Origin of the sequence: Pseudogemmobacter sp. W21_MBD1_M6 (assembly GCF_052119585.1) — a bacterium.
Taxonomy (GTDB): domain Bacteria; phylum Pseudomonadota; class Alphaproteobacteria; order Rhodobacterales; family Rhodobacteraceae; genus JBGQOJ01.
Genome location: NZ_JBGQOJ010000006.1, coordinates 62,904 through 80,744, shown reverse-complemented (window position 1 = coordinate 80,744; position 17,841 = coordinate 62,904). Strand labels below are relative to the sequence as shown.

Here is a 17,841-nt window from a genome sequence, read left to right as displayed (position 1 = left end):
ACCCTTTAGTTCTGAACCAGCGGAAGCGCAGAGGCGAACTCTGCAACCGCTGTTTGATAATTGGACACCAGCGCCCCGACCGAGGGACCGATAATGTCAAGGACAAGCGCGGGATAGACCCCCAAAAGCAGGGTCATCACCACCAACGGCGCAAAGATCGCGCGTTCGCGTCCGGTCATATCCGTGATCGACCGCAGGCTTTCCTTGATCAGATCGCCCAGTACGACACGGCGGTAAAGCCATAGCGCATAGGCCGCCGACAGGATAACCCCCGAGGTCGCGACCAAGGCGACCCAGGTATTGACCTGGAAAATCCCCATTAGAACAAGGAATTCCCCAACAAACCCCGATGTGCCCGGCAGACCGACATTGGCCATCGTGAACAACATGAAGATCAGCGCATAGGCCGGCATCCGCACGACAAGGCCGCCGTAGGCGTCGATATCGCGGGTGTGCATCCTGTCGTAGATCACGCCGACGCACAGAAACAACGCGCCAGACACAAAGCCGTGGCTGATCATCTGGAAGATTGCGCCGTCGATGCCCTGCTGATTGGCCGCAAAGATACCCATCGTGACGTAGCCCATATGGGCGACCGACGAATAGGCGATCAGCTTTTTCATATCGGTCTGCACCAGCGCCACAAGCGAAGTGTAGACGATCGCAATCGCAGACATCCAGAACACCAACGGTGTAAAGATATCGGATGCGACCGGGAACATCGGCAGACTGAACCGAAGAAAACCGTAACCGCCCATTTTCAACAGGATCGCCGCCAGAACCACGGACCCGGCAGTAGGAGCCTGAACATGCGCGTCGGGCAGCCAGGTGTGGACCGGCCACATCGGCATTTTCACCGCAAAAGACGCGAAGAACGCCAGCCACAGCAGCGTCTGCATGCCGCCGTAAATCTCCCAGCCGAAAACATGCAGCGGCGCGGTGGCAAACTGGTGGTTCATCAGCGACGGAATATCCGTCGTGCCCGCGTCCGAGAACATGGCGACCATGGCCACCAGCATCAGAACCGAACCGAAGAACGTATAAAGGAAAAACTTGAACGACGCGTAGATACGTTCCTTGCCGCCCCAGATCCCGATAATCAGGAACATCGGGATCAGGCCCGCCTCGAAGAAGACATAGAACAGCACCAGATCCAGCGCGCAGAACACGCCAAGCATCAGCGTCTCCAGCACAAGGAATGCGATCATGTATTCCTTGACGCGCGTCTCGACCGACCAGCAGGCCGCGATGACAAGCGGCATCAGGAAGGTCGTCAACATCACGAACAGAACCGAAATCCCGTCAACGCCCATCTTGTAGTTCATTCCCAGCAGCCAGGGCCGCTCCTCTACCAGCTGAAAGCCGGTGTCGGACGGGTCGAATTCCGCCAGAATGAACAGCGACACAAGGAACGTCGCAGACGATGCGATCAGCGCCAGAAACTTGGCATTCCGCTGCGCCGCAGCGTCGTCCCCGCGCAAAAAGAACGCAAGGATCAGTGCGGCCAGCAACGGGATAAAGGTAACAATGGACAGAAGGTTTTCCATTAGTTCGCTCCCCCGCTGAGCGTCATCCAGGTGACCAGAACAACGATCCCGATGACCATCGCAAAGGCATAGTGAAACAGAAAGCCAGACTGGGCGCGGCCCGCGAGGCGTGTGAAGAAGGGAATGATCCCAAGGGCAAGACCGTTCAGACCGCCGTCGATGATCGTGCCATCGCCGACCTTCCACAACAGCCGTCCCAGAGCCTTGGCCGGACGGACAAAGACGAAGTCGTAGATTTCGTCAAAGTACCATTTGTTCAGCAAGAACAGATACAAAGGCCGCTGGTTTGCGGCAAGTCTGGCGGGAATTCCGGGGCTGCGGATATACATCAGATAGGCCAGCGCGAAACCGATGACCATCGCGACAAACGGCGAGACCTTGACCCAATTCGGCGCGTGATGCGCGTTGGTCATCGTCTCGTTGCCCGGTGCCATATAGATGCCGCCGGTGCCCGGTGCGGCGCTTTCATGCTCTGGTGCCAAGTCGGCAGCGGGGGCCTCGCCATGGGTGGCGGGGGCCATGTCGGCCATCTCGGCTTGCGCCATGCCAAAGAACGCCTCGACGTCTTTATGATCGCCAAAGAATGAGTTGAACCAGATCATCCCCGAGAAAATCGCACCCAGCGCCAGAACACCCAAAGGCACCAGCATCACCAACGGGCTTTCGTGGGCGTGGTCATGGGTGTGCTTGTCGCCGCGCGGCTTGCCGTAAAAGGTCATGAACATCAGGCGCCAGCTGTAGAACGACGTCATCAGCGCCGCGATCACCAGCATCCAGAAGGCATACATGCCCACACCCGATTGCGCCCCCCACGCGGATTCGATCACCGCGTCCTTCGACAGGAAACCGGCAAAGCCGATATGGGTCAGAGGGATGCCGACGCCGGTGATGGCCAGCGTGCCGATCATCATCGCCGCAAACGTATAGGGGATTTTCTTGCGCAGACCACCGTAGTTCCGCATGTCCTGCTCGTGGTGCATCGCATGAATGACCGACCCCGCGCCAAGGAACAACATCGCCTTGAAGAACGCGTGGGTGAACAGGTGGAACATGGCAACCGAATACACACCCGTGCCGGCAGCCACGAACATATAGCCCAGCTGCGAACAGGTCGAATAAGCGATCACGCGCTTGATGTCGGTCTGGACCAGACCCACAGTCGCCGCAAAGAACGCGGTCGTTGCACCGACGATCGTGACGAACATCATCGCCTCGGGGGCAAATTCCATGATCGGCGACATGCGGCAGACAAGGAACACACCGGCGGTCACCATGGTCGCCGCGTGGATCAGCGCCGAAACAGGCGTCGGACCTTCCATTGCGTCGGGCAACCATGTGTGCAGGAACAGCTGTGCCGATTTCCCCATCGCGCCGACAAACAGCAGGACCGCAATCAGGTTCGCCGCGTTCCACTCACGCCACAGGAAGGAGAGTTGCGTATTGGAAAGCTCTTGCCCAGAGGCAAAGATCACGTCGAAATTTATGCTGTCGGTCAGATAGAACAGACCGAAAATCCCCAGCGCGAAACCGAAATCGCCCACGCGGTTCACAACGAACGCCTTGATCGCCGCAGCATTGGCGGACGGCTTGCGGTAGTAGAAACCGATCAGCAGATAAGACGCGACACCCACGCCCTCCCAGCCAAAGAACATCTGCACAAGGTTATCCGATGTCACCAGCATCAGCATGGCAAAGGTAAAGAACGACAGATACGCGAAAAAGCGCGGCTTGTAGCTTTCGCCGTCTTTCCACTGCGGATCGTGATCCATGTAGCCGTAGGAATACAGATGCACCAGACTGGACACCGAGGTCACAACAACCAACATGATCGCGGTCAGGCGGTCCAAACGGATGCCCCAGTCTGTGCTCAGGCTGCCGCTTTCGATCCAGCGCAACAACTGGATGTGCTGGGTTTCGCCATGCAGGGTGAAGAACACGATCCAGGACAGGAACGCCGCAAGAAACAGCAGGCCCGTCGCGACGGACATCGCGGCCTTCTCTCCGATGATCTTCCAGCCAAAGCCGCAAATCAACGCGCCGACGAGCGGGGCAAACAGGATAATCGTTGGCATTGGCTCAGCCCTTCATCACGTTGACATCTTCGACCGCAATCGTGCCACGCGTGCGGAAGAAGCAGACAAGGATCGCCAGACCGATCGCGGCCTCGGCGGCGGCGACGGTCAGCACGAACAGGGTGAACACCTGCCCGACCATGTCGCCCAGAAAACTGGAAAACGCGACGAGGTTGATGTTGACCGAAAGCAGGATCAGTTCCACCGACATCAGCAGAATGATCACGTTCTTGCGGTTCAGGAAAAGCCCGAAAATCCCGATGACAAACAGCGTCGCCGCCACCGTCAGGTAATGTTCCAATCCGATCATCTGTCCCATCGTCCTTGTCGTTATTATTGGTAGACCAAAGCGCCCTTTACAGGCCCTGCCCCGGCTTTACGTCTTTCATGATCATGGCTTTCGCCGGGTCGCGGTACATCTGGTCCAGCACGTTCTGGCGTTTGATGTCAGGGCGGTGCCGCAGGGTCAGAACGATAGCACCGATCATCGCCACCAGCAGGATCAGGCCGGCGGCCTGAAACAGGTAAATATACTTCGTATAGACCAACTGCCCCAGCGCCGCCGTATTGGTGACCTCGTTCAGGTCGGGCGTCACGGCACCGCGCATCGCCATTGCATTTTCGGCGCCGGTCCAGTTGCCGAAAACCATGGTCAGCTGCATCAACAGGATGACGCCGATCAACAGCGCCAGCGGCATGTATTTCGACATCTCTGCCTTCAGTTCGGCAAAATCGACGTCCAGCATCATCACCACGAACAGGAACAGAACCGCCACCGCGCCGACATAGACGATCATCAACAGCATCGCGACGAATTCCGCGCCCAAAAGCACAAACAATCCGGCGGAAGAAATGAATGACAGGATCAGCCACAGCACCGAATGCACAGGGTTGCGCGACACGACGGTCATCAGCCCCCCGGCGACAACACTGATGGCGAAGATGTAAAAGATGACGGCAGAAACACTCATGCGCCTTTTTCCTCGTTCTCTGCAAAGACCAATTGCGCCAGTTCAGACGCTTTGGCCATGGACGGCAGCCCCCCGAACATCGACATCTGCGTGATGGTCTCGGCGACTTCCTGTTTGGTGGCACCCGCCTCTATGGCGTGGCGAATGGTAATCTTGATCTGCGCCTCGGCCTGCGATCCCAGCACCACAAGTCCGGCAAGGGTGATCAGCAGCCGCGTCTTGGCATCCAGACCCTCCTTGTTCAGCGCGTTCCCAAAGGCCATTTCCATAAAGTCCTTGGTCATGGTCGGGAACAGCGCCTCGAACCCCTTGGGGGTGAAGGATTCAAGCGCCGGATTAAAGGCTTTCGCCATATCCGCCGCCTGGTTCATCATCGCCTCGAATGGGTTCTTCGGATCGGTCATCTGTAGGGTGCATCCAGTTCCAGGTTGCGGGCAATTTCAGCTTCCCAGCGGTCGCCGTTCGCCAAAAGCTTGGCTTTGTCGTAATACAGCTCTTCGCGGGTCTCGGTCGAGAACTCGAAATTCGGCCCCTCGACGATGGCATCCACAGGGCAGGCTTCCTGACAGAAACCGCAATAGATGCATTTGGTCATATCAATGTCGTAGCGCGTTGTGCGGCGGCTGCCGTCCTCGCGGGGTTCGGCGTCGATCGTGATCGCCTGCGCGGGGCAAATCGCCTCGCATAATTTGCACGCGATACACCGCTCTTCGCCGTTCGCATAGCGGCGCAGGGCATGTTCGCCACGAAAACGCGGCGACAAGGGCCCCTTTTCATGCGGATAGTTCAACGTCGCCTTGGGCGCGAAAAAGTATTTCAGCCCCAGACCGAAACCCTTGATGAAATCCGCCAGCAAAAAGTATTTGGCGGCGCGTGTGTAATCCATTGCCATACGCTTAGCCTCCGACTGTCCAGCGGGCATAGGCCCCACCGAATGCGCCATATTGTGCAAAGAACGCCACGATCACGACCCAGGCCAGCGACAGCGGCAGGAACACTTTCCAGCCGATGCGCATCAACTGGTCGTAGCGGTAGCGCGGCGTGATCGCCTTGACCATCGCGAAGACGAAGAAGAAGAACGACATCTTGGCCACCATCCAAAGCGCGCCGTCGGGCAGGCCGGGAATGGGCGACAGCCAGCCGCCAAAGAACAGCAGCGTGATCAGGGCGCACATCAGGAAAATCGCGATGTATTCACCCGCCATGAACAGCAGGAACAGCGTGGACGAGTATTCCACCTGATATCCCGCCACCAGTTCCGACTCCGCCTCTGGCAGGTCGAACGGCGGGCGGTTGGTTTCGGCAAGCGCCGAGATGAAGAACAGGATGACCATCGGGAAATGCGGCAGCCAGTACCAGTTGAAAAAGCCGTAGTTGCCGTCTTGCGCCCGCACGATGTCGCCAAAGTTCAGGCTGCCCGTGGACAGGACCACACCGACGATGATCAGGCCGATCGACACCTCGTATGAAATCATCTGCGCCGCAGACCGCAACGACCCAAGGAACGGGTATTTAGAGTTGGACGCCCAGCCCCCCATGATCACGCCGTACACCTCGAGCGAGGAGATGGCGAAGACATACAGGATGGCGACGTTCAGATCCGCCAGAACCCATGTGTCGTTGAACGGGATCACCGCCCAGGCAATCATCGCAAGCACAAAGCTGACCAGCGGCGCCATCAGGAACACGGTCTTGTCCGCGCCCGCAGGGATCACCACCTCTTTCACGACGTATTTCAGCGCGTCGGCCACCGATTGCAGCAGACCGAACAGGCCCACCACGTTCGGGCCACGCCGCATTTGCACGGCGGCCCAGATCTTTCGATCGCCATAGACGAGGAACAGCAATGAAATCATCACAAACGCAATGACCGCAAGGCACTGGGCCACGATTATCAGGGCAATGCCTGCCCCGGTTGAAAAGAAATCAGCCATAGTCCCTCACACCGTCGGTATCCCTGTTTCCGCACAGTTCGCGACTGCGACTTCTGCGTCGATCGTCTGCATTCCACGCGGCAGCGCTGGCGAGATGGTGTAAACAGCATCTGCACGCCAAACGCCACCCTCTTCCTGCACCTTTGTTCGTACATGTCGCGCAAAACCGTAGCCACGGATCAGCGCATATTGTGCTGCGGCGCACTCTGCATAGGCAGAGACATCGTCGCCATCCCGCGCGCCCCGCATGGCAACCCGGAAATTCACCAGATCCCCATCCATAAGCCGCGTCTCGATGCCCTTGTAGCTTGGCTGATACGGACCTTTTGCGGTCGTCTCAGCCGTGCAGGCCATCAGTGCGCCCGTGGTTGCCAAGGCGATCACCGCTTTGGACAAGGCCACGGACATCTTTACTCTGCCGCCAGCTTCGGCGAGGTGCGCGCCTTCGCGCCGGCACTCAATTCCGCCATCAGGCTGGACGCCCGTGCAATCGGGTTGGTCAGGTAGAAATCCTTGACCGCATTGCGCAGGCTGGCCTTTGCCGGGTCCTGCAATGGCACCCGGTTCCATGCGTTCACCGGCACCTCGTCGATCAGCGCCAGATGCGGCACCGCCGCCACAAGCGCCTGACGCAGTTGCGCGATGGTATCATAGGGAAGTGTCGCGCCCAGTTCCGCTGACAACGCCCGCAGGATCGCCCAGTTCTCTTTCGCCTCGCCGGGGGCAAAGCCCGCGCGCAGGGCCAACTGGGGCCGTCCTTCGGTGTTCACGAACAGGCCCTGTTCCTCGGTGTAGGCGGCGCCGGGCAGAATGATATCCGCACGATGCGCGCCACGGTCGCCGTGGCTGCCCTGATAGATCACGAACGGGCCTGCTGCGACCTCGACTTCGTCCGACCCGAGGTTATAGACAACCTCTGCCCCGTCCAGCGCCGCCGTCAGGCCACCCGTCGTCGTGCAGCCCGCGTCCATCGCGCCGACGCGGCCAGCGGCGGTGTGCAGGATCATCAGCTTGCTGTCGGTCAACTCGGCCAGCTTCATCGCCTGCGACAGAACCGCCGCGCCGTCCGCTTCCATCAAGGCACCCTGACCGATGATGATCAGCGATGGCACCTCAAGAACCGTCTTGAACTCGTGGGACAACAGACCGACAAGCGCCGCGCGATCCGTGCCCACATGCGCATATTCATATGTCAGATCAACAGCTTCGCCGACCAGACCGATATTCGCACCGTTCAGCCATGCCTTGCGGATGCGGGCGTTCAGAACAGGGGCCTCGACGCGGGGGTTGCAGCCGATCAACTGGATCATCTGCGCTGTATCAATGTCCTCGATGGTCGCCGTCCCGACATAGCCGGACCGGTTGCCCTCTGGCAATTTCGCGCCATCGGTGCGGCACTCGACGTTGCCGCCCAGACTTTCGACCAGTTGCTTCAGCGCAAAGGCCGCCTCGACGGGGGCCAGATCACCGACCAGACCGGTCACTTTCCGGCCCTTCATCGCCGCCGCCGCCGCCGCCAGCGCCTCGGACCAGCCCGCTTTGCGCAGCTTGCCGTTCTCGCGAATATAGGGCGTGTCCAGACGCTGCTTGCGCAAGCCGTCCCAGACAAAGCGCGTCTTGTCGGAAATCCATTCCTCATTCACGCCGTCATGGTTGCGCGGCAGAATGCGCATCACTTCGCGGCCCTTGGTATCGACGCGGATACTGGACCCCAGCGCATCCATCACGTCGATGGATTCCGTCTTGGTCAGTTCCCATGGACGGGCGGTAAAGGCATAGGGCTTGGACACCAGCGCGCCGACAGGACACAGGTCGATGATGTTGCCCTGAAGGTTGCTGTCCAGCGTCTCGCCCAGATAGCTGGTGATCTCGCTGTCCTCGCCGCGGCCGGTCTGGCCCATCTGGGTGATGCCTGCGACCTCGGTGGTGAAGCGCACGCAGCGGGTGCAAGAAATGCACCGCGTCATGTGGGTTTCCACCAGCGGCCCCAGATCCAGATCGTCCGTCGCCCGCTTTGGTTCGCGGTAGCGGCTGAAATCCACCCCATAGGCCATCGCCTGATCCTGCAAATCACACTCGCCGCCCTGATCGCAGATCGGGCAATCCAGCGGGTGGTTGATCAGCAGGAACTCCATCACGCCCTCGCGGGCCTTTTTGACCATGGGCGAGTTGGTCTTGATCACCGGCGGCGCCCCCTCGGGCCCGGGGCGCAGGTCCTTGACCTGCATCGCGCAAGACGCGGCAGGCTTGGGCGGGCCACCCACGACCTCGACCAGACACATCCGGCAGTTCCCCGCGATCGACAGGCGCTCGTGGTAGCAAAAGCGCGGAATTTCCACGCCTGCCTGTTCGCACGCCTGTATCAGGGTCATTGCGGGATCAACCTCGACTTCGATGCTGTCGATGATGATCTTGCGTAGGTCTGCCATCTTGTCGTTCCTTGTTTCCGGCCGTCCGGTCGGGCCACCGCAGGCCACGACCGTTCAATTCAATCTATCGCGCCCAAAGAAGAGAGCCGATCAGGCTGCCCTTTTCGATCTCCGCGCGTCCAACCTTGCAGTAGCTTTCGACGTCGCCCTGCACCGCGCCCTGTTCGGCAAGGTAGGCATCGCGCAGCTTGTTCATCCGGGCCTTTTCGACATCCGATTTCAAAAAGGCCTTCACTTCGTCCTCTGTGTAGCCCTGCGCCCGTGCATAAGCCTTCAGCGCATTCGCCTTGGACATCACCGTAAACATCCGCGCATGAACCGTCGGGCAGGTCTTGCGGATCACATCGCCAACGGCCGCCGCCAAAAGCTGGCCGTTGATATGGGTGTTCTTGTTCAGGGGCACCTGCGCCATCGCGCCCGATGCCAGCCCAAGCGACAGAAAAGCCGCCAATGTCAGTGTCATTGCAGTCCGCATTGCCTGTGTTCCTTTGTAAACCATGGTCAGGCCAGCACGTATGCCGGCCCGTTCCACAGTCCACATGGGATCGCAGCCCTTTGTTATGCAATAACACTGCGTCATTCAGCGGCCAAAGCCGACTTGCGGCCGGTGCGCTTTGCCTTGATCCGGTCCTCGATCTCGTCGCGGAAATGCCGGACCAGACCCTGAATCGGCCATGCTGCCGCATCGCCAAGCGCGCAGATCGTGTGGCCCTCGACCTGCTTGGTCACGTCCAGCAACATGTCGATCTCCTCGACCTCTGCCTCGCCCTTCACCAGACGGTCCATGACCCGCATCATCCAGCCGGTGCCTTCGCGGCACGGCGTGCACTGGCCGCAGGACTCGTGCTTGTAGAACTTCGACAACCGCCAGATCGCCTTGATCACATCGGTGGACTGGTCCATCACGATCACAGCAGCCGTTCCCAGACCCGACCGCTGCTCGCGCAGCCAGTCAAAATCCATGATCGCCTCGCCGCAGATGCTGGCAGGCAGCATCGGCACGGACGATCCGCCGGGGATCACGGCCTTCAGGTTGCCCCAACCGCCGCGCACGCCACCGCAATGACGTTCCAGCAATTCCTGCAACCCGATCGACATCGCTTCCTCGACGACACAAGGGTTATTCACATGACCCGAGATCGCGAACAGCTTGGTGCCCGCGTTGTTCGGACGGCCAAAGCCTGCGAACCATTCGGGACCGCGACGCAAGATCGTCGGCACAACCGCAATCGATTCCACGTTGTTCACAGTAGTCGGGCAACCATACAGACCCGACCCCGCAGGGAACGGCGGTTTCATTCGCGGCATCCCCTTTTTGCCCTCAAGCGATTCCAGCAGCGCGGTTTCCTCGCCGCAGATATAGGCCCCTGCCCCGTGGTGCAGGTAAATATCGAAATCCCAACCGGATTTGCAGGCGTTCTTGCCCACCAGACCGGCCGCGTAGGCCTCGTCGATGGCGGCTTGCAGCGCCTCTTTCTCGCGGATGTATTCGCCACGGATGTAGATATAGCAGGCATGCGCATTCATCGCGAAAGACGCGATCAGGCAACCCTCGATCAAGGTATGCGGGTCATGGCGCATGATCTCGCGGTCTTTACAGGTGCCGGGTTCGGATTCGTCGGCATTGACCACCAGATAGGCGGGGCGACCGTCGCTTTCCTTTGGCATGAACGACCATTTCAGGCCGGTGGGAAACCCCGCACCGCCACGACCGCGCAATCCGCTGGCCTTCATCTGGTCCACGATCCAGTCGCGCCCCTTCTGGATGATGCCTGCGGTTCCGTCCCAATGCCCACGCTTTTGCGCGCCCGCAAGCGTGCGGTCGTGCATCCCGTAGAGGTTGGTAAAGATCCGGTCCTGATCCTTCAGCATGTCTTAGTCCTCAATTGTCCTGACGTTTGCGCCAGATCTGGTAGGTCACGACCAGCGCCCAGATGAACGCGGCCAAAGCGGCAAGGTCGAAAAACACAAACGTCCGGTTGGACCATCCGTATTTCGCCCCCAGCCATTGCGCCCCGACCCACAACGCACCTGTGCCAGCGATAACAGCGGCAGCGATCCTGCCCTGCTTTGCCTGTGCCTTGTCGCGGTCGGAACTCATTGTCTTCAATCCTTAGTAAACGCCGCCCTTTTTGACGCGCGACGCGAATTCTGTTGTGCCACCTTTGGCAAGAACTTTGGCTTGCTTGACCCATTCATCGCGCGAGACGCGGCCACGAACACCTTCAAGGTTGTCGTCCATCCATTCCACTTCCTTCTTGCGCCATGCGGCGACCTGATCGAAGTGGTATACACCCATCTTGTGCAACTCGCCCTCCAGCTTCGGTCCGACGCCCTTGATCATTTTCAGGTCGTCCGGTCCACCCTCGCGGGCCGCTGTCAGCAGTTCGGGTTTGCCATCTGCGGCAACCGGCTTGACTGTCGCTTTCGGCGCGGCGGCTTTCGGTGTTGCCGCTTTCGGTGCAGCGGTAGCTTTTGGTGTCTTCGGTGCTGCGGCGGCTTTCGCGACCTTGGCAGCGGGAACAGTCTTTTCCGCAGTCGTGGCAGTCGTTTTCGGGGCCGCCTTCGCCTTAGGGGCCGCCTTGGGCTTTGCCGCCGCTTTTGGCGCGGCAGCGGGGATGGACGCGATGCCAGCAGCAGGCGCAGAGGTCGTCGCATCCACAGAGACGGGCAGCGCAGCAGTTGCCACCGGCGCTACGGCGGTCGGCGCGGGCGCGGCTACAGCACTGGTTGTCGCCTTGGCCTCAGGGGCCGCAGCCGCAGGGATCGACACATCACCCGATTGTGGCGCCGCTTTGCAAAACGCCCAGTTCAACACCAAACCACCGATCAAAAACACAAGCCCGCCAAAGAAAAAGGCATGCAAGAAAGAGCTATCGGCACCAAGTTTCAACAGCGCAAAAACAATCACACCACCAAGCAGCGCAAGCAACCAACAGCCCTGCGTGCAGGTAAGTCCTCCGGATTTCTGTGTCATATCATCGTCCCCTGATAATTTTTATGTGGTCTAGTAAATGCCACCCTTTTTCGCACGACGAGAAAAGTCGGTCTCGCCTCCCGTCGCAAGAACCTTGGCCTGCTCGACCCAGTTGTCACGGGTCGCGCGGCCCTTGAAGCCTTCGAGATTTTCGTCAACCCAGGCCACATCGCCCGCCGTCCAGGCCGCGACCTGATCGAAATGGTAGAACCCTATGCCATGCAGCATGGTTTCCAGCTTTGGCCCGACGCCCTTGATCAGTTTCAGATCGTCCGCGCGGCCCTTGCGGGGGGCCTTCAGCGTTGCGGGCTTGGTCTGCGCGGCGTCGGTTACAGCCGGCGCGGCAGGCTTCACGGCTGCCTTGGCCTTTGCGGGCTTCGCATCGCCGAACTGCCCCTTCCAGGACACGATCAGCGGCACTTCGGTGCCGTCGATGCGCTTGATGCTGTCGCCGATATCAACCGCCGCCTGCGCGGAATAATTGTATTGCTTGCGCCCCGACTCGAAGTCCTTGAGGCTGGTCAGCCCCGACAAGGGCTCGGACCCGTAGCGACCGTTCTGCGGACCGGGCACAGGCACGCCACCGGCGGCCATCTCGTCGATCACCTCGGCCATGCGGGCGGCGGTCAGGTCCTCGTAGTAATCCTTGCCGATCTGCGCCATCGGCGCGTTCGCGCAGGCCCCAAGGCACTCGACTTCTTCCCACGAAAACTTGCCGTCGGCGGACAGCTGATGCGCCTTGGGGGCGATCTTTTCCTTGCAGACCGCCACCAGATCCTCGGCACCGCAAATCATGCAGGATGTGGTGCCGCAGACCTGGATATGGGCCACAGACCCGACCGGCTGCAACTGGAACATAAAGTAGAACGTCGCCACCTCCAACGCACGGATATAGGCCATGCCCAGCATCCCTGCGACATGCTCGATCGCGGGGCGGGTCAGCCAACCCTCTTGCTCTTGGGCACGCCACAACAGCGGAATGATCGCCGACGCCTGACGGCCTTCGGGGTATTTGGTGATCTGCGCCTCTGCCCAGGCCAGATTGGCGGGGGTAAAAGCGAAAGACGCGGGTTGGTCAGCGTATAGACGGCGTAGCATTAACGGTCGATCTCCCCAAACACGACGTCCATCGATCCGATGATCGCGGCAACGTCGGCCAGTTGGTGTCCTTTGGCCAGATAGTCCATGGCCTGCAAATGCGGGAAACCCGGTGCGCGAATTTTCGAGCGGTAGGGTTTGTTGGTTCCATCGGCCACAAGGTAGACGCCGAATTCGCCCTTGGGGGCCTCGACCGCGGCGTAGACTTCGCCCGCGGGAACGTGGAACCCTTCGGTATACAGCTTGAAATGGTGGATAAGCGCCTCCATCGAGGTCTTCATCTCGCCGCGTGTCGGCGGGGTCAGCTTTCCGCGCGCCATGACATCGCCTGTCGACTCGCGCAATTTGCCTATGGCCTGTTTGATGATCTTCACGCTTTCCCGCATCTCGGCCATGCGGCACAGATAGCGGTCGTAACAATCGCCACGGGTGCCCACGGGAATCTGGAACTCGAACTCGTCATAGCATTCATAGGGCTGCGACCGACGCAAATCCCAGGCAAGGCCGGACCCCCGCGCCATGACGCCGGAAAACGCATAGTCCAGAACATCCTGCTCGGACACGATGGCGATGTCGACGTTGCGCTGCTTGAAAATGCGGTTCTCGGTCAGCAGGTCGTCGATGTCGTTCAGTGCGCGGGGGAATTCATGCGCCCACTGCTCGATATCATCGACCAGCTGGTCGGGCAGATCCTGATGCACGCCACCGGGGCGGAAATAGGCCGAATGCAGACGCGCACCGCTGGCCCGCTCGTAGAACACCATCAGCTTTTCGCGCTCTTCAAAGCCCCACAGCGGCGGCGTCAGCGCGCCGACGTCCATCGCCTGCGTCGTGACGTTCAGCAGATGGTTCAGCACGCGGCCGATCTCGGAATACAGAACGCGGATCAGCGATGCGCGGCGCGGCACTTCGGTCTTGGTCAGCTTTTCGATCGCCAGACACCAGGCATGTTCCTGATTCATCGGCGCCACATAATCCAGACGGTCGAAATACGGCAGGTTTTGCAGATATGTCCGGCTTTCCATCAGCTTTTCGGTGCCACGATGCAAAAGACCGATGTGCGGGTCGCACCGCTCTACGATCTCGCCGTCCAGTTCCAGCACCAGACGCAACACACCGTGGGCCGCAGGGTGCTGCGGGCCAAAGTTGATGTTGAAGTTGCGGATCTTCTGCTCGCCCGTCAAAGCGTCGTCAAAGTTTGAGCCGTCCATGTCCTACACCTTCGCCATGTTGTCGGTCAGGCGCGACGGCACCGTGCCGGATGTCGCGCGACTATCATCAGTCTGCGCGGTGAAAACCCTGATGGCCTTCAGCCGCCGCGTGTCATTCATCTTGTCGAAAAGCCGCGATGTCTGTCGCACTGGCGCACCGCAGTCAGGGCGCATGGCGACAGGGTGACGGGGCCAACCGGCCCCCGCCCTGATCGCACCGACCTTACACATGGGCATTGCCTGCGTCATCGCGCTATCCTTTGGCCCCACCGGACTTTTCGTCCCCCGGAAGGATGTACTCGGCACCCTCCCACGGCGACATGAAGTCGAACTGGCGGTATTCCTGAACAAGCGACACTGGTTCATAGACGACGCGCTTCTGCACCTCGTCATAGCGCACTTCGGTATAGCCCGTCGTCGGAAAATCCTTGCGCAGCGGATGCCCGCGGAACCCGTAGTCGGTCAGCAGACGCCGCAGGTCGGGGTGCCCCGAAAACAGGATGCCGAACATGTCGAACACTTCGCGCTCGAACCAGTTGGCGCTGGGGTGCACCGAAATGATCGAAGGCACCATCTCGTCCTCGCGCACCATCGCACGGACCCGCACGCGGTGGTTCTGGTACATCGACAGAAAGTGGTACACCACATCATAGCGCTTTTCGCGCGTCGGATAGTCCACGGCGGTCAGGTCGATCAGCGTCGAGAATTGCGTCGTGCCGTTGGTTTTCAAAAATTCGACAAACCCGACGATCGATGTAGGGGCCACCTCGATTGTCAGTTCGTCAAAGGCCACAGACCAGGACAACACGCAATCGGGGCGCTTCATCTCGATATGGGCACCTAGCTCGTTCAATACGTCGGACATGGGTCTGCCTTATCTTGTGATCGTGCCGGTGCGGCGGATTTTTCGTTGCAACTGCAAGATACCGTATAGCAGCGCCTCTGCGGTCGGCGGGCAGCCGGGCACATAGATGTCCACCGGAACGATCCGGTCACAGCCGCGCACAACGGAATAGCTATAGTGGTAATACCCGCCGCCATTCGCGCAAGACCCCATAGAGATCACATAGCGCGGCTCCGGCATCTGGTCGTAGACCTTGCGCAGCGCGGGGGCCATCTTGTTGGTCAGCGTGCCAGCCACGATCATCAGGTCCGACTGGCGGGGCGACGCGCGGGGGGCCGTGCCGAACCGCTCAAGGTCATAGCGCGGCATAGAGGTGTGCATCATCTCGACCGCACAGCACGCCAGACCGAAGGTCATCCAGTGCAGCGAACCGGTCCGCGCCCAGTTGATGATGTCCTCTGTCGAGGTCAGCAAAAAGCCCTTGTCCTGCAATTCGCGGTTCAGGGTTTGCGTTGCGACCTCTTTGTCGGCACCGGCGGTATTCAGCGAGGTTGCTATTGCCATTCCAGCGCTCCTTTTTTCCACTCGTAGGCGAACCCGATGGTCAGGACGCCCAGAAACACCATCATAGACCAGAAGCCCAGCATCCCGACATCCTTGAACGCCACCGCCCATGGAAACAGGAACGCCACCTCAAGGTCGAAAATGATGAACAGGATCGACACCAGATAGAATCGCACGTCGAATTTCATCCGCGCATCGTCAAAGGCGTTAAAGCCGCATTCGTAGGCAGAGACCTTTTCCGGGTCGGGATTGCGCACGGCCAAAACCACCGCGGCAAGGATCAGAACAAGGCCCAATCCTATCGCCAATCCAAGAAAAACAAGAACCGGCAGATAATTTCTCAGCAGCTCGTCCACGTCTGGCTCCTATCCTGCGTCTGGCGCGCATTCGTTTTGGTTGTCGGTGGTTTACTCTCGCGCATGGGCGGGGTCAACCAAGCGCGACACGCGAAAACGCCCTGAATCATGTTCCCTAAAGGATTGTAGGCCGCGCCACGCGGTTTAAAAGGCACTTAATGCCGCAGCGCAGTAATTTTTGCTGTCGGTAGCGCCGCGCGATCAGGCCGACCAGGGCGCTTTGCGTTTCTCGAAAAACGCTGCGATACCCTGCTGCGCCTCGTCGCTGTCCCACCGCCCCACCAGCGCATCAATCGTGCGCGCGATCACCGCCTCGTCGATCACCGGACCCAGCGACCGCGCCAGCGCCTTTGCCGCCGCCACAGCCCCCGGTGCGCAGACCAGATAGGGTGCAACCTCGTCCTCGATCGCCGCATCCAGATCCTCGATGTCCACCGCATGGCTCAACAGGTCAAGCCGCACCGCCTCGTCGGCGTCGAACACGCGCGCCGACATGAGCACGCGCCGCGCCCGGCCCTCGCCCATGCGTGCGATCACATAGGGCGCGATCGTCGCGGGAATCACGCCCAGACGCGTTTCCGTAAACCCCAGCTTTGCGCCGCGCACGCCGACCGCCACATCACAGACCGACGCAATCCCGACCCCGCCCCCGAACGCCGCGCCATGCACGCGCCCGATCAACGGCTTGGGCAGGGTGTTCAGCGCCTGTAACATCAATGCCAACCGCCGCGCCTCTGCCACGCGACCGGCGGCAGGCGCTTTGAACTGCGCGCGCATCCAGTCCAGATCGCCGCCCGCGCAAAACGATGCGCCAGCCCCTGCCAGCACAACAACCCGCACCGCAGGATCGGCCCCCAATCGCCGGGCCGCTGCGGTCATCGCATCCAGCATCTCCGCCGATAAGGCGTTATGCTTGTCGGGCCGGTTCAGCGTCAGGGTCGCAACCCCGCGTGGATCGGCCCGCACCAATACTGTCTCTGACATCAAACGCCCCGCATCCGGCGGGCCATCGCGGCCGCCTGTTCTATCACGTCCAGATCAAGCTCTGTCTCATAGCCCAATTCCGCCAACCGCCTCGCCACCGCCTCTGTCGCGACATTGCCCGCCGCACCGGGCGCATAGGGGCAACCGCCCAAGCCCCCGACCGCCGCATCGAACACCCGCAATCCCCGCGCCAATGACACCTCTATATTGTCCAGCGCGCGCCCGTTCGTATCGTGGTAATGTCCGGCCAGATGCAGCGGGTCCGCCACCTCCAGCACCGCGTCAAGCATCCGCCCGATGCTCTCCGGCGTGCCCTTGCCGATGGTGTCCCCCAATGACACCTCGTAACAGCCCATCGCGAACAAGGCCTCGACGACATCTGCCACTTTATCGGGGGGCGTCGGTCCGTCATAAGGGCAGTCCGTAACACAGGAAACATAGCCGCGCATTTTCACAAATTCGATATTTGCGACGTCCGATACCGGCTTGAACCGCTCAAGGCTTTCCGCAATCGAACAATTGATGTTTGCCTGCGAAAACCCCTCGGACGCCGATCCGAAAATCGCGATCTCGTCCGCACCCGCCGCAATCGCGTCCTCGAACCCGCGCAGGTTCGGGGTCAGCGCGGCATAGGATACCCCCTCCGCCCGCTTTATTCCCGCCAGCACGGCGGCACTGTCGGCCATCTGCGGCACCCATCGCGGGCTGACGAAACTGGCCACCTCGATCCGCGCAAATCCCGCCTTGGACAGCAGGTTGATCAGCGCGATCTTGTCAGCGGTGGGAATAGGCATCTTTTCATTCTGAAGCCCGTCACGCGGGCCGACTTCGAAAATTTCGACATAGTCCTGCAT

Annotated in this window: 21 protein-coding genes; all 21 read right to left on the bottom strand. The window is 60.3% G+C overall.

Annotated features, from left to right (window positions below; translation table 11 throughout):
- Positions 1 to 5 precede the first annotated feature (5 nt).
- The 21 genes from ACEN2R_RS09035 to ACEN2R_RS08935 all read right to left on the bottom strand — a co-directional run bounded on the left by ACEN2R_RS09035 (position 6) and on the right by ACEN2R_RS08935 (position 17,841).
- Positions 6 to 1,547, bottom strand: coding sequence for an NADH-quinone oxidoreductase subunit M (locus tag ACEN2R_RS09035; RefSeq protein WP_442041396.1), 1,542 nt, complete (start codon positions 1,545 to 1,547; stop codon positions 6 to 8).
- A complete protein-coding gene (gene nuoL / locus ACEN2R_RS09030) occupies positions 1,547 to 3,619 on the bottom strand; it encodes an NADH-quinone oxidoreductase subunit L (protein ID WP_442041394.1) in 2,073 nt (690 codons plus the stop codon). The genes ACEN2R_RS09035 and nuoL overlap by 1 nt, the downstream gene beginning before the upstream one ends.
- Positions 3,620 to 3,623: 4 nt before the next feature.
- Positions 3,624 to 3,929 (bottom strand): NADH-quinone oxidoreductase subunit NuoK, encoded by a 306-nt coding sequence (gene nuoK / locus ACEN2R_RS09025; RefSeq protein ID WP_442041392.1) that lies wholly within the window; start codon positions 3,927 to 3,929, stop codon positions 3,624 to 3,626.
- A 46-nt stretch (positions 3,930 to 3,975) separates the two neighbouring features.
- Positions 3,976 to 4,590, bottom strand: coding sequence for an NADH-quinone oxidoreductase subunit J (locus ACEN2R_RS09020; RefSeq protein ID WP_442041391.1), 615 nt, complete (start codon positions 4,588 to 4,590; stop codon positions 3,976 to 3,978).
- Entirely contained in the window at positions 4,587 to 4,994 is a 408-nt protein-coding gene (locus ACEN2R_RS09015; protein ID WP_442041389.1) for a carboxymuconolactone decarboxylase family protein, read from the bottom strand. Before ACEN2R_RS09015 ends, ACEN2R_RS09020 begins: the two co-directional genes overlap by 4 nt.
- Positions 4,991 to 5,512, bottom strand: a complete 522-nt coding sequence (gene nuoI, locus ACEN2R_RS09010) for an NADH-quinone oxidoreductase subunit NuoI (RefSeq protein WP_442041387.1) — start codon at positions 5,510 to 5,512, stop codon at positions 4,991 to 4,993. Before nuoI ends, ACEN2R_RS09015 begins: the two co-directional genes overlap by 4 nt.
- Positions 5,487 to 6,524 carry an NADH-quinone oxidoreductase subunit NuoH gene (nuoH, locus tag ACEN2R_RS09005; RefSeq protein ID WP_442041385.1) on the bottom strand — a complete coding sequence of 346 codons (1,038 nt, stop codon included), beginning with the start codon at positions 6,522 to 6,524 and terminating at the stop codon, positions 5,487 to 5,489. The genes nuoI and nuoH overlap by 26 nt, the downstream gene beginning before the upstream one ends.
- A 6-nt stretch (positions 6,525 to 6,530) precedes the next feature.
- Positions 6,531 to 6,932, bottom strand: a complete 402-nt coding sequence (locus ACEN2R_RS09000) for a hypothetical protein (RefSeq protein ID WP_442041383.1) — start codon at positions 6,930 to 6,932, stop codon at positions 6,531 to 6,533.
- A gap of 2 nt (positions 6,933 to 6,934) precedes the next feature.
- Entirely contained in the window at positions 6,935 to 8,953 is a 2,019-nt protein-coding gene (gene nuoG / locus ACEN2R_RS08995; RefSeq protein WP_442041381.1) for an NADH-quinone oxidoreductase subunit NuoG, read from the bottom strand.
- Positions 8,954 to 9,017: 64 nt separating this feature from the next.
- On the bottom strand, positions 9,018 to 9,428 hold the full coding sequence (locus ACEN2R_RS08990) for a DUF5333 domain-containing protein (RefSeq protein WP_442041380.1): 411 nt from the start codon (positions 9,426 to 9,428) through the stop codon (positions 9,018 to 9,020).
- A gap of 101 nt (positions 9,429 to 9,529) precedes the next feature.
- Positions 9,530 to 10,825, bottom strand: coding sequence for an NADH-quinone oxidoreductase subunit NuoF (nuoF, locus tag ACEN2R_RS08985; protein ID WP_442041378.1), 1,296 nt, complete (start codon positions 10,823 to 10,825; stop codon positions 9,530 to 9,532).
- A 10-nt stretch (positions 10,826 to 10,835) separates the two neighbouring features.
- Positions 10,836 to 11,054 carry a DUF5337 domain-containing protein gene (locus ACEN2R_RS08980; RefSeq protein WP_442041376.1) on the bottom strand — a complete coding sequence of 73 codons (219 nt, stop codon included), beginning with the start codon at positions 11,052 to 11,054 and terminating at the stop codon, positions 10,836 to 10,838.
- Between the two features lie 12 nt (positions 11,055 to 11,066).
- A complete protein-coding gene (locus ACEN2R_RS08975; RefSeq protein WP_442041374.1) occupies positions 11,067 to 11,930 on the bottom strand; it encodes an NADH:quinone oxidoreductase in 864 nt (287 codons plus the stop codon).
- 30 nt (positions 11,931 to 11,960) lie between these two features.
- Positions 11,961 to 13,028: an NADH-quinone oxidoreductase subunit NuoE gene (nuoE, locus tag ACEN2R_RS08970; protein ID WP_442041372.1), complete on the bottom strand. Its 1,068-nt coding sequence runs from the start codon at positions 13,026 to 13,028 to the stop codon at positions 11,961 to 11,963.
- The gene (locus tag ACEN2R_RS08965) at positions 13,028 to 14,239 is read right to left on the bottom strand and encodes an NADH-quinone oxidoreductase subunit D (protein WP_442041370.1); all 1,212 of its coding nucleotides are present in this window, start codon (positions 14,237 to 14,239) and stop codon (positions 13,028 to 13,030) included. The genes nuoE and ACEN2R_RS08965 overlap by 1 nt, the downstream gene beginning before the upstream one ends.
- A gap of 3 nt (positions 14,240 to 14,242) precedes the next feature.
- Complete coding sequence (locus tag ACEN2R_RS08960; protein ID WP_442041368.1) at positions 14,243 to 14,488, bottom strand: hypothetical protein; 246 nt, start codon at positions 14,486 to 14,488, stop codon at positions 14,243 to 14,245.
- Between the two features lie 4 nt (positions 14,489 to 14,492).
- Positions 14,493 to 15,104, bottom strand: a complete 612-nt coding sequence (locus ACEN2R_RS08955; RefSeq protein ID WP_442041366.1) for an NADH-quinone oxidoreductase subunit C — start codon at positions 15,102 to 15,104, stop codon at positions 14,493 to 14,495.
- Between the two features lie 9 nt (positions 15,105 to 15,113).
- Positions 15,114 to 15,647 (bottom strand): NuoB/complex I 20 kDa subunit family protein, encoded by a 534-nt coding sequence (locus tag ACEN2R_RS08950; protein WP_442041364.1) that lies wholly within the window; start codon positions 15,645 to 15,647, stop codon positions 15,114 to 15,116.
- Positions 15,638 to 16,003 (bottom strand): NADH-quinone oxidoreductase subunit A, encoded by a 366-nt coding sequence (locus tag ACEN2R_RS08945; RefSeq protein WP_442041362.1) that lies wholly within the window; start codon positions 16,001 to 16,003, stop codon positions 15,638 to 15,640. Before ACEN2R_RS08945 ends, ACEN2R_RS08950 begins: the two co-directional genes overlap by 10 nt.
- 201 nt (positions 16,004 to 16,204) lie before the next feature.
- Positions 16,205 to 16,987, bottom strand: coding sequence for a crotonase/enoyl-CoA hydratase family protein (locus tag ACEN2R_RS08940; RefSeq protein ID WP_442041360.1), 783 nt, complete (start codon positions 16,985 to 16,987; stop codon positions 16,205 to 16,207).
- Positions 16,987 to 17,841 carry a hydroxymethylglutaryl-CoA lyase gene (locus ACEN2R_RS08935; RefSeq protein WP_442041358.1) on the bottom strand — a complete coding sequence of 285 codons (855 nt, stop codon included), beginning with the start codon at positions 17,839 to 17,841 and terminating at the stop codon, positions 16,987 to 16,989. Before ACEN2R_RS08935 ends, ACEN2R_RS08940 begins: the two co-directional genes overlap by 1 nt.

Coding starts and splice junctions, on each gene's coding strand:
- ACEN2R_RS09035 (WP_442041396.1), bottom strand. CDS start 1,547: ATGGAAAACCTTCTGTCCATTGTTACCTTTATCCCGTTGCTGGCCGCA.
- nuoL (WP_442041394.1), bottom strand. CDS start 3,619: ATGCCAACGATTATCCTGTTTGCCCCGCTCGTCGGCGCGTTGATTTGC.
- nuoK (WP_442041392.1), bottom strand. CDS start 3,929: ATGATCGGATTGGAACATTACCTGACGGTGGCGGCGACGCTGTTTGTC.
- ACEN2R_RS09020 (WP_442041391.1), bottom strand. CDS start 4,590: ATGAGTGTTTCTGCCGTCATCTTTTACATCTTCGCCATCAGTGTTGTC.
- ACEN2R_RS09015 (WP_442041389.1), bottom strand. CDS start 4,994: ATGACCGATCCGAAGAACCCATTCGAGGCGATGATGAACCAGGCGGCG.
- nuoI (WP_442041387.1), bottom strand. CDS start 5,512: ATGCCCGCTGGACAGTCGGAGGCTAAGCGTATGGCAATGGATTACACA.
- nuoH (WP_442041385.1), bottom strand. CDS start 6,524: ATGGCTGATTTCTTTTCAACCGGGGCAGGCATTGCCCTGATAATCGTG.
- ACEN2R_RS09000 (WP_442041383.1), bottom strand. CDS start 6,932: ATGTCCGTGGCCTTGTCCAAAGCGGTGATCGCCTTGGCAACCACGGGC.
- nuoG (WP_442041381.1), bottom strand. CDS start 8,953: ATGGCAGACCTACGCAAGATCATCATCGACAGCATCGAAGTCGAGGTT.
- ACEN2R_RS08990 (WP_442041380.1), bottom strand. CDS start 9,428: ATGCGGACTGCAATGACACTGACATTGGCGGCTTTTCTGTCGCTTGGG.
- nuoF (WP_442041378.1), bottom strand. CDS start 10,825: ATGCTGAAGGATCAGGACCGGATCTTTACCAACCTCTACGGGATGCAC.
- ACEN2R_RS08980 (WP_442041376.1), bottom strand. CDS start 11,054: ATGAGTTCCGACCGCGACAAGGCACAGGCAAAGCAGGGCAGGATCGCT.
- ACEN2R_RS08975 (WP_442041374.1), bottom strand. CDS start 11,930: ATGACACAGAAATCCGGAGGACTTACCTGCACGCAGGGCTGTTGGTTG.
- nuoE (WP_442041372.1), bottom strand. CDS start 13,028: ATGCTACGCCGTCTATACGCTGACCAACCCGCGTCTTTCGCTTTTACC.
- ACEN2R_RS08965 (WP_442041370.1), bottom strand. CDS start 14,239: ATGGACGGCTCAAACTTTGACGACGCTTTGACGGGCGAGCAGAAGATC.
- ACEN2R_RS08960 (WP_442041368.1), bottom strand. CDS start 14,488: ATGACGCAGGCAATGCCCATGTGTAAGGTCGGTGCGATCAGGGCGGGG.
- ACEN2R_RS08955 (WP_442041366.1), bottom strand. CDS start 15,104: ATGTCCGACGTATTGAACGAGCTAGGTGCCCATATCGAGATGAAGCGC.
- ACEN2R_RS08950 (WP_442041364.1), bottom strand. CDS start 15,647: ATGGCAATAGCAACCTCGCTGAATACCGCCGGTGCCGACAAAGAGGTC.
- ACEN2R_RS08940 (WP_442041360.1), bottom strand. CDS start 16,987: ATGTCAGAGACAGTATTGGTGCGGGCCGATCCACGCGGGGTTGCGACC.
- ACEN2R_RS08935 (WP_442041358.1), bottom strand. CDS start 17,841: ATGCAGGACTATGTCGAAATTTTCGAAGTCGGCCCGCGTGACGGGCTT.